This is a genomic window from Collimonas arenae (genome assembly GCF_001584165.1).
GTDB classification, from domain to species: Bacteria; Pseudomonadota; Gammaproteobacteria; order Burkholderiales; family Burkholderiaceae_D; genus Collimonas; species Collimonas arenae.
In genome coordinates this window covers 3,436,727-3,451,188 of sequence record NZ_CP013233.1, presented here as the reverse complement: position 1 = coordinate 3,451,188, position 14,462 = coordinate 3,436,727, and the positions used below count along the sequence as shown (strand labels likewise).

The following is a 14,462-nucleotide window of genomic DNA, read 5'->3' as shown; positions in this document are numbered from 1 at the left end:
TATCTTGCATCGCCGGCCGCTGGGCGGGTTGGCGATGCTGTAAATGAGTTAAGCCGCTTCGTGGTTGCGCGGTCTGCTCAGGCCGCCAACAAATCCGCCAACTGTTGCATATCGTCGAATACCAGTTCGGCGCCCGCCGCCAGCAAGCGCGCGCCGGCCTGATGGCGGTCATGGGCGACGCCGGTGAAACCGAATACACGGATACCGGCGGCGACCGCCGAACGTACTCCGGTGACACTGTCGTCAATGGCGAGGCATTGGATTGGCGCGACATCAAAGCCGGCGGCTGCGGCCAGGTAGACATCGGGCGCCGGTTTTGGCTTGCCCATATCGTGGCCGCTGTGGATGTGGCCGTCGAACAGATCGAACAAGCCGCAACGGCGCAAGCCGGCGTCGATACGGGCGATGCTGCTGTTGCTGGCGACTGCCTTGGGCAAGGGCATGGCCGCCAGCACTTCGCGCACGCCGGGCACCGCGGCGACTTCATCGCTGCATGCGCGGCTGACGATCTGGTTGATCGATGCGTAATCCGCGCTGCGCAAGCCGAACTTGAACTGGGTATCGAGCTCATCCAGCAGCAGGTCGGTCATCATGCCCAGCCGTTCGGCAATCGCGCCGTGCAATGCATGTTCCGTATGTGGATTGCGTTCAGCGAGGTAGGGCAACAGCTGGCGATGCAACACGCCGAGGGCGATACTTTCGCTGTCCAGCAACACGCCGTCGCAGTCGCAGATCAAGTGGCTGATAGCTTGGTTCATCGCCTGGCTCATTTCACTGCGCCAAAGGTGAGGCCACGCACCAGTTGTTTTTGCGCCAGCCAGCCGAGCACCATGATCGGAGCGATTGCCAACAATGAGGCCGCCGACAATTTGGCCCAGAACAAGCCTTCCGGATTGGAGTAGGAGGCAATGAATACGGTCAGCGGAGCGCCGTTGACGCTGGTCAGGTTGATGCTCCAGAACGCTTCATTCCACGACAGGATGATCAGCAACAGCGCTGTTGAGACCAGCCCCGGCATTGATGTCGGCAATAGCAGGTACAGCATTTCCTGCCAGGCGTTGGCGCCGTCGATGCGCGCCGCTTCGAGGATTTCCTTGGGCACGTCGTTGAAGTAAGTGAACGCCATCCACACAGCGATCGGCAGATTGATCAGGGTGTAGATGATGGTCAGGCCGGTGACGGTGTCGAGCAGGCCGGTGTTCTTGGCCAGCAGGTAGATCGGGATCAGTACGCCGACCGCCGGCATCATCTTGGTCGACAGCATCCACAGCAATAACTTTTGTGTGCGTGCCGTCGGGAAGAAGGCCATCGAGTAGGCTGCCGGAACGGCAATCGCCAGCGCCAGCACGGTCGAACCGAGCGAGACGATCAGCGAATTGCTGACGAAGTTCATGTAGCTGCTGCGCGCCAGCACTTCATGGAAGCTTTCCAGCGTCGGCCAGAAGATCAGTGTCGGCACATAGGCTTGATGTTCCGTCTTGAAGGCGGTGATGGCGACCCAGAAAATCGGAAAGAACAAGACGATGGCGCAAGCCCACGCCAGCAATCCGAGCCAAAGGCGGTTTTTATTTTTAGCGTTCATTTTTCGTTCGCTCCTTTCAGATTCCTTGCCATCATCCGCACCAGGAAGAACGACACAATATTTGCCAGCACCACGGCGATGATGCCGCCCGCCGAGGCGATGCCGATATCGAATTGCTGCAGGCCGATCGAGTACACCAGGTAAGCCAGGTTGGTGGTCGCCGTGCCGGGGCCACCGGCGGTGGTGGTAAAGATTTCAGCAAAGATCGACAGCAGGAAAATGGTTTCGATCATGATCACGACCGTGATCGCGCGCTTGAGATGGGGCAGTACCACGTACCAGAACACGCGGATCGGACCGGCGCCATCGAGTTGCGCTGCTTCTTTCTGTTCAGTGTCCAGCGATTGCAGCGCGGTCAGCAGGATCAGGAAGGCAAATGGAATCCATTGCCAGGCGACGATCATGATCACCGACAGCATCGGATATTCAGCCAGCCAGTCGACCGGCTCCAGGCCGACCAGGCGCATGGCCCATGCCAGCAGGCCGTACACCGGATGCAAGATCATGTTTTTCCAGATCAGGGCGGCTACGGTCGGCATCACGAAGAAGGGGCCAATCACCAGCAGGCGGGCGATGCCGCGGCCGAAAAACGGCTGATCGAACAGCACCGCCAGCAAGGTGCCGCCGACTACGCTGATGACCAACACCGAACCGATCAACACCAAGGTATTGAGAATCGACGGCCAGAAGGCGGGATCGCTGAGCAAGAATGCATAGTTGTCTAGCCCGACAAAACCGGTTTCGTCCGGCGTCATCAAGTTGTAGCGAATGACCGAGAAGTACAGCGTCATCGCCAGCGGTACGATCATCCACAGCAACAGCAGCGATACCGATGGCGCTTGCAGCAAGCGTACCGCTTTGAATTTGCCGGGATTAGGCCGCGTCGGTACAACCGCGTCGGCGACCTGGACGGTTTGAGTGAGCATGATGATTTACCTCGTTACTGTGTTTCACGCCGATTGGCGAGGTTGGCACATAGGTGTAATGTGCCAACCTTACGGAGCATTGCCAGCAGACCTTTACTTGATATAACGTCCTTGGCGCATCATCCGCTCCGCTTGCGCCTGCGAGGTCTGCAGCGCCGCTTCGACTGTCGATTTGCCTGCCAGCGCGCCCGCAATGGCCTGGCCGACTACGGTGCCGAGCGACTGGAATTCAGGAATCGTGGCGAACTGGATACCGGTGTAGGGCACCTTTTGCAATGTCGCATCCTTGGTATCGGCCGACTGGATCGCGTTCAGCACGAAATCGGAGTAAGGGGCGGCCTGCTTGTACTCAGGCGAGGCATAGGTCGACATGCGGGTTCCCGGCGGCACCAGGCCCCAGCCCTTTTCCTTGGCGACCAGCTGGATGTATTCTTTGGAGGTGGCCCAGGCCGCAAATTTCTTGGCGGCGTCCTGCGACTTCGACGATTTCGGAATCGCCAGCGACCAGATCCATAACCAGTGCGCGCCCTTCGGCGTAACGGCGACCGGCGCTGGTGCAAACGCTACCTTGCCGACCACTTTCGATTCCTTGCTGCTGTAGATCATGCCGGCCGCCACGGTGGCGTCTATCCACATGCCGCATTTGCCGCTGGAGAACAGCACCAGGTTTTCATTGAAACCGTTTGAGGTGGCGCCTTGCGGGCCGTATTTGCGCAGCAGGTCGACGTAGGTGGTGACGGCGTTTTTCCACTCCGGCGTATTCAACTGCGGCTGCCATTTTTCATCGAACCAGCGGCCGCCGAAAGTGTTGGCGATGGTGCCGATGATGGCCATGTTTTCGCCCCAGCCGGCACGGCCGCGCAGGCAGATGCCGGCGATGCCGTTCTGCTTGTCGGTCAGTTTTTCAGCGAAGCCGGCAATGTCTGTGTAGGTTGGGTGCTCGGGCATTTTCAAGCCCTTTTCCGCGAACAGATCCTTGCGGTAATAAGTCATTGAGCTTTCGGCGTAGAACGGCAGCGCATACAGTTTTCCGCCTTCGGTCAGGCCTTCGCGTACGGTCTTGATCAAATCGCCTTCATCATAATTTGCCGGCAGGCCTTCCATTGGCGCCAGCCAGCCTTTCTTGGCCCAGATTGGCGCCTCATATGCGCCGATGGTCATCAGATCGAACTGACCACTGCCGGTGGCGATGTCGGTCGTGACGCGTTGGCGCAGCACGCTTTCTTCCAATACCACCCAGCGCAGCTTGATATCGGGATTGGCTTTTTCGAAATTGCTGGAGAGTTTTTGCAATTCGATCATGTCTGGATTGTTGATCGTTGCAATGTTGACGGTAACCGGTGCGGCCAGGCGCTGCTGCAGAGCATGGCCATCGGGATCAGGCTGAGGGGGGCGAGGATAGTCGAAAACGAGCTGGTGCCGATGCTGCGACGTTTCATGTTTGTCTCCATTGTAGGAATGATTAATTCGCCATGCCGACTTGCGCGGCTTCGCGTTATCACTTTCTCAGGCATGCAGCCGACCGCGCTTGCTGCCCGGAACGTTTTATAACGTTGTCTTTTGTTTCATATTCCGATATTGCTACCGGTTGATGATCAAAATATTGAGCAAAAGACTTTTCGTTGAGCAAATAATCATCCATGATTCGATGCGTGTCAAGATTTTTTACGGAATATATGTAGGTCGAAGTGTTCTGCGGCGCGGCGCTATCTGGGACAATTCTGGGTCGAATGCCAAAAAAACAGGCCCTAGTGCTGTCAATGCGTTTACCAGGCTCTTGCGCCGAAAAAAAGGAAATCAGATGGCATCAAGAAATGAAAAACTGGATCTAGCCGCACGTGCGGCGTGGATGTATTACGTGGTCGGCAATACGCAGAACGAGATCGCCGACCACTTGGGTATTTCGCGGCAGATGGCGCAGCGGCTGGTGGCCTATGCGCGCGAGTCGGGGCTGGTCAAGGTGCGCGTCGAGCATCCTGTGTCGAATTGCCTGGAACTGGCGGCGGCGCTGCAACAGCGCTATGGTCTTGAGCAATGCCATGTGGTGCCGAGTCTTGGTTCCGATGGGAATGTGGTCGATGAAGCTGGCGTGCAGCAGATGCTGGCAGTGGTCGGCGCCGAGGTGATGGAGCGTTACTTGCAGCAGGAGACGCCACTGGTAGTGAATGTCGGTTCGGGGCGGACTTTGAAGGCGGTGCTGGAGGCTGTCACCGAAATGGAGCGGCCGCAGCATCGGATCGTGTCGATGGTGGGGGCGATTGCGGCTGACGGCTCATCGAACCGTTACGACGTGGCGCTGACTGCTGCCGACAAAATCCAGGCGCGTTTCTTTTTCCTGCCGGCGCCACTGGTGGCCGATAGTGCAGAGGATATGCGGCAGTGGTGCAATCATCGGGTGTACCGCATCGTGGCTGACCTGGCGCAACAGGCAGACGTGACCTTTATCGGGGTCGGGACGATTGCGCCGGGCTGTCCGATGCATGAGGATGGATTCATTACTGCGGATGAGGTTGCGCAGTTGCAGGGGTATGGCGCGGTGGGGGAGATGATCGGGCATGCGATTGCTGGCGATGGGCGTTTGATTGCGTCGCCTATCGAGAATCGGGTGACCAGTTTGCCGTTGACATCGCCACCTGCGCGGCCGGTGATCGGGATGGCTGGCGGCGTGAAGAAGGCTGAGGCGATTCGGGCGGTGTTGCGGGGAGGGTGGTGGTCGGGTTGATTACCGATGAGTATTGCGCGCGGTTTGCGTTGCAGGATGTTTGAAATGCCCCGCAGTTAAAACGGTGGTCGTTAAATGGAGCGCTAGTTAAATGGGGTCAGTCGTTAAATGGGGTCAGAGTTTTTTTTCGCGGCTTTTTGCGAAAATTACTCTGACCCCTTTTAACGGGCTACGGAGTAAGTGCGGTGGCGCATTAGTCGTGTTCGTCCGGTGCTACTTAAAACGGTTACCACTCCGTGGGCACTAGCCGGGGGTAGCCCGGCAGCTACTCACTTTCTTTGCTTCGCCCCTAGCCGGGCGCCCGAAAGTAAGCAAAGAAAGGCGATCGCACAGCCGTTGCCGCCGTTGGCGGGTCCCCAAATGAGACGTGCGCCAGTCGGATGGGACACAAACTCGCTTCGCTCAAACATGTGTCCCATCATTCCCGACTGTCACCCGTCGGGGACCGAAGGGAAGGCAACGTCAGCATGCGAAAAGTCAAAAGCAACGGCAACTTCAAAAGCCAATTCAAAAGCAACGTCAAAACCAAGCCATCGCAGTTAAATGGGGTCGGAGTTTTTTTTCGCGGCTTTTGCGAAAATTACTCTGACCCATTTAACGGACCACGAAGTACGTGCGGTGGGGTATTCAAAGTGGATCGTCTCGTCGTTATTTAATACGTTCGCTACTCCGTGGGCACTAGCCGGGAGCGGCCCGGCAGCCGCTCACTTTTTGCTTCGCCAAAAAGTAAGCAAAAAGGCGATCGCACAGCCGTTGCCCGCCGTTGGCGGGTTCCCAAATGAGCCGTGCGCCAGTCGGATGGGACACAAACTCGCTTCGCTCAAACATGTGCCCCATAATTCCCGACTGTCGCGCGTCCCATTTGGCAACGTCAGCATGCGAAAAGTCAAAAGCAACTGCAACTGCAACTGCAACTGCAACTGCAACTGCAACTGCAACTGCAACTGCAACTGCAACGGCAACGGCAAAAGCCAATTCAAAAGCAACGTCAAAACCAACCCCACGCAGTTAAATGGGGTCAGAGTTTTTTTCGCGGTCTTTTGCGAAAATTACTCTGACCCCTTTTAACGGACTACGGAGTGAATGCCTTGGCATCCGCAAGCTGTTTATTCGCTGGAACGCTCGCGGAATTGCAGGGGTTGTTCTGTGGTTGGCGAGGTCGGGCCGCAGCCGGTTGAGCAGGAGCCGCAACCGCTGCCGCAGCCGCCGGCTGCGCTTGTTGGTTGCAGGCGTTTGCCTACTGCGCGTAGCAATGTCGGGCGCGATGCGGTGCTCAGGGAGTTTGCCAATGCTGCTTGCCAGCGTTGGCTGGTGGCTGGCATCAGGCGGCGGCAGGCGTAGATGAGGCTGGCGACTACGGCCATGCCGATCACGATGTCTTGCACCATGAGAAATGGCGTCATGTCAGGAGCCTCGTAATTTGATAGGTGAGGAATGCTGCCAGGTAGGCCAGGCCGAACAGGTAGGCGGTGGCGATGGCGACGATTTTCCAGGAGTTGGTTTCGCGCCGCATCACTGCCAGCGTCGACATGCATTGGGGAGCGAACACGTACCAGGCCAGCAGCGCCAGCGCAGTCGCCAGCGACCATTGATGCGCAATCATCGGGCCCAGTTGCGACGCAATCGCGTCTTCGCTGCCGGACATCGCGTACACCGTACCTAGCGCCGACACCGCGACTTCACGCGCTGCCATGCCTGGCACTAGCGCAATGCAGATCTGCCAGTTGAAACCGATTGGAGCAAATACGTATTCCAGCAGGTGGCCGATGCGGCCGGCCAGGCTGTAATCGATCGCGGGCAGGGTCGCGCCTTCCGGCGGGCCAGGGAAAGTGGAGAGGAACCACAGCAGCACGGTCAGCGCCAGGATGATAGTGGTGACGCGACGCAGGAAAATCAGTGCGCGTTCCCACAGGCCGATGACGATATTGCGAGTGCTGGGCAAACGATAGGATGGCAGTTCCATCAGCAATGCATGTTCGCTCTTGTCCTTGCGCATGCGCTTGATGATCCAGGACACGGCCAGCGCGCTGAAGATGCCGGCCACGTACAGCACGAACAGCACAATGCCTTGCAGGTTGAACAGGCTCCAGACACTACGGTTGGGAATGAAGGCGGAGATCAGCAGCGTGTAGACCGGCAGGCGCGCAGAACAGGTCATCAGCGGCGCCACCAGGATAGTGGTGAGGCGGTCGCGCGGGTCCTGGATGCTGCGGGTAGCCATGATGCCTGGGATCGCGCAGGCAAAGCTCGACAGCAGCGGAATGAAGGAGCGACCGGTGAGGCCCGCCTTGAACATCATCCGGTCCAGCAGGAAGGCGGCGCGCGGCAGGTAGCCGGATTCTTCCAGCATCAGGATGAAGAAAAACAGGATCAGGATCTGCGGCAGGAACACCAGCACCGTGCCCAGGCCACCAAAGATGCCGTCGCTGATCAGGCTGCGCAGCAGGCTTTCCGGCATGGCTGCGGCGACCCAGGCGCCGACTGCGGCGACGCCGGCCTGGATGCCGTTCATCAGCGGCTGCGCCCACGAAAACACAGCTTGGAAAATGAAGAACATGATCGCCGCCAGCAGCGCCAGGCCGAACACCGGATGCAAGACCCAGCGATCGATCGCATCATCGATCATCGAGGTGTTGCGCGGCATCGTGACAGCAGCTGCCAGCATGCTGCGCACCTGCGCATGCAGATCGTCGTCGACGTTTCCTGCCGGTAGCGTCGGTGTGCCACTCTGATCGAGATGGTTGATCAGGTCGCGCGCGCCGCCGTTGCGCACCGCAATGGTTTCGATCACCGGGATGCCGAGCCGGCGTTCCAGCTCTTCGCGATCGATGACGATGCCGCGCTTGCGGGCCGCATCCATCATGTTCAATGCCAGCACCATTGGCCGTCCCAGGCGTTTGACTTCCAGCACGAAGCGCAAGTGCAGGCGCAGGTTGGTGGCGTCAGCCACGCACACCACCAGGTCAGGCAGGGCTTCGCCGGGCATCTGGCCGAGACAGACCTTACGCGTGATCATTTCGTCGGGGCTGGTCGCTTCCAGGCTGTAGGCGCCGGGCAGGTCGAGCAACTGGAACAGCCGGCCGGAAGGCGCAGTGAAGCGACCTTCCTTGCGTTCGACGGTGACGCCGGCGTAGTTGGCGACCTTTTGTCGGCTGCCGGTCAGCTGGTTGAACAATGCGGTCTTGCCGCAGTTGGGATTGCCGACAAGGGCGATCCGTAAAGACGCAATTGAGGAGGCAACTGGAGAGGAACCCGGGGAAACTGAGGAAGAAGCGCTGGAAGACATGTTTCTTTGTTTCAGGAAGCAGTATGGACATGCACTCGCTGCGCTTCGGCGCGACGCAAGGCGAAACGGGTAAAGCCGACCTGGATCATCAGCGGGTCGGCAGAAATCGGACCGCGCGCCACGATGCTGACCTCTTCACCCTGGACAAAACCGAGTTCGCGCAAGCGCTTGGCAATCGGGTCGATAGTGAGCACATCTTCTACGTGCTCAATGATCGCGGGCGTGAATGGAGGCAAATCGCAAAGTCTCATACAAAAGCCATTATCAATAATGATTCTCATTATATACATTCGCGGCTCGCTGTATGCGTTTGCGGCATAAAACAATGAAACAATGTGTGTCGAAATTGTCAGCGCAAGGCATAAAAATCGCCAAGCTTGCTTGACAGCATTACCCGCTTTGCGTTTTACTTAGCGCAATTTCCCGCACCGCAACAAAATGCATGGCGCACAGCGTTCGCCATGACGTATTTGCTGCTGTCCCAAGCCTGATCCTGAACTCACTCCAGACTTTGCGTAAAGCAGCCCAGCTCATCGGGCGCTACATGACGGTGCATCTGGGTAGCGCTAACATCGGCCGGATTCTTGCTTTAGCCTTCAACGTTATCAACTTACCCAACCGAATGATTGGACCACGCATGCGACTCCATAAAATACTTGTCTTGTCATCCTTGCTGCTGACTGCGACCTTGAGCCAGGCCGAGAGCGGTGTCACGGCGACCACCATCACCCTGGGCCAGTCGGCGGCGTTTTCCGGCCCCGCGCGGGAGCTGGGCAAGGGCATGTACGATGGCGCCCAGGCATATTTCGATCAGGTCAACGCCAGTGGCGGCGTATTCGGCCGCAAGATCGTCCTGAAGACGCTGGACGACGGTTATGAGCCGGTGCGGGCGGCGGCCAATACCAAGCAGTTCATTGAACAGGATGACGTACTGGCGTTGTTCGGTTACGTCGGCACGCCGACCTCTAACGCCTCGATCCCGGCAATCAGCAAAGCCAAGATCCCATTCTTCGCGCCATTTACCGGCGCCCAGTCGCTCCGCGAGCCATTCAATCGCAGCATCTTCAACATCCGCGCCAGCTACTTCGCCGAAACCGAGAAGATCGTTCAGCAGATTACGACCTTGAAGTTGAATCGGATTGCCGTGTTCTATCAGAACGATGCCTATGGCAAGGCTGGGCTGGAAGGGGTGACGCGCGCATTGAAAAAACGCAATATCGAGGTCGTCGGGCTCGGAACGGTTGAGCGCAATAGCGTCGATGTCGCCGATGCGGTTGCCAAGATTCGTCAAAGCAAGCCGCAGACGGTGATCGTAGTGTCGGCTTACAATTCCAGTGCAGCGTTCATCAAGGCGATGATCGCTGCTGGCAGCCGCCGTCGTTCTGGAACATCTCCTTCGTCGGTAGCCAGCAACTGGTTAACGCGCTGGGCAAGGATGCCAGCGGGGTGCAGATCGCCCAAGTGATGCCGGCGCCGTGGGACGAGGTCAACGGCATCGTCAAGGAATACCGCAAGTATTACCTGCAAAACGGCAAGCGCGAATGGGATTACGTCAGCATGGAAGGCTTCATTGCCGCCAAGGTGTTTGTAGAAGGTTTGAAGCGTGCAGGCAGCAGCCTGACCCGGGACAGTCTGGTGCGCGCACTGGAAACCATCAATCATTATGACGTCGGCGGCTATTTCGTCACGTTTACGCCGACCAATCACAATGGCTCGGAATTTGTCGACCTGACCATGATCTCCAGGAACGGCCGGTTCCTGCACTAATAGAATCAGCAGGACCGGCAATTCGGTGAACAAGAAATCCATGCAGCTTTGCATGGATTTTTTTTCGCCTCGCCACCAATCGGCCGTCTCTGCACATGATTGAGGTGGTGCGCCTGAAGGCGAATAATGATTCCTGCCGTTCAAATGCAACTTGGTTGCATTATAATCTCGTATATGCAACTATGTTGCATATTTGCATTTCCGCATCCCGTTCAATCGAATCATCCTTCCCATCTCAGTGATTCCTATGAAGCAAGCCAAGAAATTCCCTGCAACCGTGCGCTCAGGTTTTCAGGGATTAAGGAAAACTCCCTTGCTGGCGTGCTCCGCCTGGTGGCGTGTGTTGCTGGTGTTGCCGCTATGCCTGCTGCTATGGCTCGGGGTGTACTGGGCCCTGACGGGAGATGTCTGATGAATCCGGCTATCGCATTGCATGACCTGACGGTTGCTTATCGGCGACATCCAGCCTTGCACCACATCAGCGGTCGTTTTGAGCACGGTACGTTGACTGCGGTGGTGGGGCCGAATGGCGCCGGTAAAAGCACGCTGCTGAAGAGCCTGCTGGGACTGGTGCGAATCGACAGTGGCGAGGTTGAGGTCAACGTCGCGCGCAAGCGTATTGCTTATCTGCCGCAGCAGGCTGAGATCGATCGCAGTTTCCCGATTTCGGTGCTGGATTGCGTATTCCTCGGTTACTGGCAAAAGCAGGGCGTGTTCGGCGGCATCAGCCAGGCGATGGCGGCGCGTGCGCGCGATGCGTTGCTGGCGGTGGGCCTACATGGGTTTGAAGGGCGCGCGGTCGGCAGCTTGTCGGCAGGGCAGTTCCAGCGTGTCCTGTTTGCGCGCATCCTGGTCCAGGATGCCGAGCTGATCCTGCTCGATGAGCCATTCAATGCGGTCGATGCCAAAACCACCGAAGACCTGCTGGCGATCATCCATGCCTGGCATGTCCAGCAGCGTACCGTGATTGCGGTGTTGCATGACCATGAACAGGTGCGCCGCCATTTTCCGCAGGCGCTGCTGTTGGCGCGTCGACTGGTGGCCTGGGGCGATACTGCGCAAGTGCTGACCGAATCGCACCTGCATCAGGCCAAGCACATGCCGGAAGCGACCGATCCGCACGCAGCGCCATGCCAGGCCAAGGAGGCGGTATGAACGCGCTGTCGCATATCCATGATGTGTATCGGCTGGCACTGGCGCCGTTTGAAGAGTTCGCTTTCATGCGGCGGGCGTTGATCGGAATTTTTGCGCTGTCGCTCAGCAGCGCGCCGCTTGGCGTGTTGCTGACCTTGCGCCGCATGAGCCTGTTCGGCGACGCCCTCAGCCATGCGGTGCTACCGGGGGTGGCGATCGGCTTCATTCTGTTTGGCCTGTCGCTGCCGGCGCTCAGCATCGGCGGTTTCCTGGCAGGTGTGATCGTAGTTGCGGTCGCAGCACTGATCAGCAGGGATACCGATCTCAAGGAGGACGCCAGTCTGGCGTCGACCTATCTGACTGCGCTCGCGCTGGGAGTGATGCTGATCTCGATGAGCGGTTCCAAGCTGGATCTGCTGCATATCCTGTTCGGTAATGTGCTTGGCGTCGATCAGGCCGGCTTGTTGCTGGTGGCCGGCGTCAGCACCTTCAGCCTGCTGCTGGGCGCATTGACCTATCGCGGCCTGCTGCTGGAAAGTTTCGATCCGTCCTTCCTGGCCGCCAGCGGCAATCGTGCGGCGCTGTTCCAGCAAATGTTCCTGATGCTGGTGGTGCTCAACCTGGTTGCCTCGTTCCAGACGCTGGGCACGCTGATGGCGGTCGGCCTGATGATGCTGCCTGCCGTATCGGCGCGGCTCTGGCACGACACCTTGCCGGCGCAGCTATGCAATAGCGCGCTGCAGGCGGCGCTGTCCGGTTATGCCGGCTTGCTGCTGTCCTACTATACCGGCGCACCTTCCGGGCCGACCATTATTGTTTGCGCCGCGGCCTGTTACATGGTGTCGCTGCTGGTGGCTCCGCGCGGCTGGCTGCCGCAATGGCTGAGGCGACCGCACTTGCAGGGTTGACTGCAACGCATTTCATCGGTATTTCAATTTCAAGGAGTCAATGTGAAGACGGTGCAAAAATTAACCGGCCTGCTTTTAGCCGCATTGTTGCTGGTATCCGGCAGCGCGGTATCGGCTGAGCGGATTCCCGTCGTCGCCAGTTTCAGCATTCTCGCCGACATTGTCAGCAATGTCGGCGGCGAGCGCGTGGCGGTGTCGATGCTGGTGGGACCGGACCAGGATGCCCATGTATTCGAACCGGCGCCAAGTGATGTGAAGAAGATCGCTCGCGCCAAGTTGGTGGTGATCAACGGCCTTGGTTTCGAGGGCTGGATCGAGCGCCTGGCCAATGCCGCGGCCTACCATGGCGTCATCGCGGTGGCCAGCGATGGCATCCAGCCGCGGCAACGTCCGGGACATGGCAATAACGCAGCGCTGCGGCCCGATCCGCACGCATGGCAGGATCCGGTCAATGTGATGACTTATACCCGCAACATTGTCAGCGCCTTGAGTCGGGTCGATCCGGCCGGTAGCGAGATATACAAGGCGAACGGCGCCAAATACCTGCACCAGCTGGCGCAACTGGATGATTGGGCGCAGGCGCAGTTCGCGCAGATTTCCGGCACCCAGCGCACCGTGATCACCTCGCACGATGCCTTTGAATATTTCGGCGCGCATTACGGTGTGCGTTTCCTGGCTGCACAGGGTGTATCGACCGAAAGCGAGCCGAGTGCACGGGATATCGCGGCGCTGATCCGGCAGATGAAACAGCAGCATGTCAAAGCGCTGTTCTTTGAAAACATGAGTAATCCGCAACTGCTGCAGCAAATCAGCAATGAAGTTGGCGTTGCTCCCGGCGGCAAGCTGTATGCCGATGCCTTGTCGCCACCAAATGGCGACGCGCCGACGTATCTGCGCATGATGCGTTACAACATCACGCAGATATTGGCGCGTTTGCGCTTGAACTGAGCATGATCATAGGCAGATTTCTACCTTGGAGAACGGGTATCAACCTTGCGCACGGAGGCAATGGAAATTGCTCAAATTGTTACTTTTTTGTCGCGTGAATGGACAGATTTGATGCGTTCCCTGGTATCGAGGCATGGCCGTAACCATGAACCCTGGGAGCGAATAATAGAAATATTGGCAATGAGAAACGGAATCAGTATTTTGTTTCTGGGGAGTACAAATAAGTGTTCATCTAACGGCATTTATTAGTTAAAAATTGTAAATTTGTGTCAACGATAGTTAAAAATCACTTTTTGTTGTGGTGTCATTCCCGGCTTGCTTTTACTCTTTGCTTACGTGCTTGAGCAGCTTGTCTGATTATCAAATGGATAATGAATGGGGAAGCCAACTTGACTTGGCCGAGCAAATTCCAAAAGAGTAGATTTGTTAAATCGGCAAATCTGATTGCTTGATTCATTTTCAACAGTCAAAGAGTAGATAGATGCAAAAAATCAATGGTGTTCTTCAAGATGCGCAATGGGAGAAGCTGGAGCCGCTGCTGGTCGGCCGACCAGGCGATTCCGGGATGTCCGGCCGCGACAATCGCTTGTTTATGGAGGCAGTCCTTTGGGTGGCGCTAAAATCGGGGTCGTGGAGCAATCTGTCGCCGGAATTCGGCCGGTGGCGAACCAGTTACATGCGTTTCCGACGCTGGACCAAGGCCGACGTGTGGCGGCGACTTTGCGATAACCTTGCCGATGATCAAGAGTTGCTGACGATTTTGAGCGCAATTACGCGGCTTGGGGACGAGCATACGCGTCAGAATACCGAAAGATCAATTCGTCGCACCAACGTCAAAATATATGACCGCGCCCTGGCGTCGTCGCGGCGCGCGGCCCCTCAGCAAATTGCCGCTGACGAACATGCATCATCGTGGGTTTGGCTGGTTAGCAACGATGCTCAGAAAGAAATGGGCTGAGCAAGCAGCAACCGGTCGCCTGGCAGGGCCGGATTGGGTGTCCTGTATCGCCAGGACACTGAATGTCAACCACAGGCGCGGGCAATCGTCACAGTCAGTCCAACGACGCCAAATTACTGAAAAATCAACGCTATACAGCTTGCCGCATGGCCGCTGCTGGGTTCATGGCTATTGCATTTTCGACGATGAAAATTATCTTTTTGGCCATGTTTTATCTGTATCTATAACTAG

Annotated in this window: 16 protein-coding genes and 1 pseudogene; 8 read left to right on the top strand and 9 right to left on the bottom strand. The window is 57.5% G+C overall.

Going from position 1 to position 14,462, the window contains the following annotated elements:
- Positions 1–77: 77 nt before the first annotated feature.
- The 5 genes from CAter10_RS15805 to CAter10_RS22905 form a co-directional block, all read right to left on the bottom strand.
- Positions 78–758, bottom strand: a complete 681-nt coding sequence (locus tag CAter10_RS15805; protein ID WP_128083100.1) for an HAD family hydrolase — start codon at positions 756–758, stop codon at positions 78–80.
- Between the two features lie 8 nt (positions 759–766).
- Positions 767–1,582: a carbohydrate ABC transporter permease gene (locus CAter10_RS15800; RefSeq protein ID WP_061534160.1), complete on the bottom strand. Its 816-nt coding sequence runs from the start codon at positions 1,580–1,582 to the stop codon at positions 767–769.
- Entirely contained in the window at positions 1,579–2,508 is a 930-nt protein-coding gene (locus CAter10_RS15795) for a carbohydrate ABC transporter permease (RefSeq protein WP_061534159.1), read from the bottom strand. The genes CAter10_RS15800 and CAter10_RS15795 overlap by 4 nt, the downstream gene beginning before the upstream one ends.
- 93 nt (positions 2,509–2,601) lie before the next feature.
- Complete coding sequence (locus CAter10_RS15790; RefSeq protein WP_128083099.1) at positions 2,602–3,810, bottom strand: ABC transporter substrate-binding protein; 1,209 nt, start codon at positions 3,808–3,810, stop codon at positions 2,602–2,604.
- Positions 3,807–3,947 (bottom strand): hypothetical protein, encoded by a 141-nt coding sequence (locus tag CAter10_RS22905; RefSeq protein WP_164840458.1) that lies wholly within the window; start codon positions 3,945–3,947, stop codon positions 3,807–3,809. Before CAter10_RS22905 ends, CAter10_RS15790 begins: the two co-directional genes overlap by 4 nt.
- A 362-nt stretch (positions 3,948–4,309) precedes the next feature.
- On the opposite strand from CAter10_RS22905, the pseudogene CAter10_RS15780 reads away from it, so the two are divergent.
- A pseudogene (locus CAter10_RS15780) lies at positions 4,310–5,274 on the top strand (sugar-binding transcriptional regulator).
- A gap of 660 nt (positions 5,275–5,934) precedes the next feature.
- Here the strand turns inward: CAter10_RS15780 and CAter10_RS22550 are convergent.
- The 4 genes from CAter10_RS22550 to CAter10_RS15760 form a co-directional block, all read right to left on the bottom strand.
- On the bottom strand, positions 5,935–6,222 hold the full coding sequence (locus CAter10_RS22550) for a hypothetical protein (protein ID WP_128083098.1): 288 nt from the start codon (positions 6,220–6,222) through the stop codon (positions 5,935–5,937).
- A 114-nt stretch (positions 6,223–6,336) separates the two neighbouring features.
- Positions 6,337–6,633, bottom strand: a complete 297-nt coding sequence (locus CAter10_RS15770) for a DUF6587 family protein (protein ID WP_061534155.1) — start codon at positions 6,631–6,633, stop codon at positions 6,337–6,339.
- Positions 6,630–8,516, bottom strand: a complete 1,887-nt coding sequence (gene feoB, locus CAter10_RS15765) for a ferrous iron transporter B (RefSeq protein WP_061534154.1) — start codon at positions 8,514–8,516, stop codon at positions 6,630–6,632. Before feoB ends, CAter10_RS15770 begins: the two co-directional genes overlap by 4 nt.
- Before the next feature lie 11 nt (positions 8,517–8,527).
- The gene (locus CAter10_RS15760) at positions 8,528–8,767 is read right to left on the bottom strand and encodes a FeoA family protein (protein ID WP_061534153.1); all 240 of its coding nucleotides are present in this window, start codon (positions 8,765–8,767) and stop codon (positions 8,528–8,530) included.
- 386 nt (positions 8,768–9,153) lie between these two features.
- Here CAter10_RS15760 and CAter10_RS23995 point away from each other — a divergent pair, with 386 nt between their 5' ends.
- The 7 genes from CAter10_RS23995 to CAter10_RS22900 all read left to right on the top strand — a co-directional run bounded on the left by CAter10_RS23995 (position 9,154) and on the right by CAter10_RS22900 (position 14,458).
- Positions 9,154–9,981, top strand: a complete 828-nt coding sequence (locus tag CAter10_RS23995; RefSeq protein WP_250637113.1) for an ABC transporter substrate-binding protein — start codon at positions 9,154–9,156, stop codon at positions 9,979–9,981.
- The gene (locus tag CAter10_RS23990) at positions 9,963–10,283 is read left to right on the top strand and encodes an ABC transporter substrate-binding protein (RefSeq protein ID WP_250637112.1); all 321 of its coding nucleotides are present in this window, start codon (positions 9,963–9,965) and stop codon (positions 10,281–10,283) included. Before CAter10_RS23995 ends, CAter10_RS23990 begins: the two co-directional genes overlap by 19 nt.
- 411 nt (positions 10,284–10,694) lie before the next feature.
- On the top strand, positions 10,695–11,438 hold the full coding sequence (locus CAter10_RS15745) for a metal ABC transporter ATP-binding protein (protein ID WP_061534151.1): 744 nt from the start codon (positions 10,695–10,697) through the stop codon (positions 11,436–11,438).
- Positions 11,435–12,325, top strand: coding sequence for a metal ABC transporter permease (locus CAter10_RS15740; RefSeq protein ID WP_061534150.1), 891 nt, complete (start codon positions 11,435–11,437; stop codon positions 12,323–12,325). The genes CAter10_RS15745 and CAter10_RS15740 overlap by 4 nt, the downstream gene beginning before the upstream one ends.
- 42 nt (positions 12,326–12,367) lie before the next feature.
- Positions 12,368–13,273: a metal ABC transporter substrate-binding protein gene (locus CAter10_RS15735; RefSeq protein WP_061534149.1), complete on the top strand. Its 906-nt coding sequence runs from the start codon at positions 12,368–12,370 to the stop codon at positions 13,271–13,273.
- Between the two features lie 481 nt (positions 13,274–13,754).
- Positions 13,755–14,231 carry a transposase gene (locus tag CAter10_RS22065; RefSeq protein ID WP_082797950.1) on the top strand — a complete coding sequence of 159 codons (477 nt, stop codon included), beginning with the start codon at positions 13,755–13,757 and terminating at the stop codon, positions 14,229–14,231.
- Between the two features lie 62 nt (positions 14,232–14,293).
- Positions 14,294–14,458 carry a hypothetical protein gene (locus CAter10_RS22900; RefSeq protein ID WP_156477143.1) on the top strand — a complete coding sequence of 55 codons (165 nt, stop codon included), beginning with the start codon at positions 14,294–14,296 and terminating at the stop codon, positions 14,456–14,458.
- The last annotated feature ends 4 nt before the right edge of the window (positions 14,459–14,462 follow it).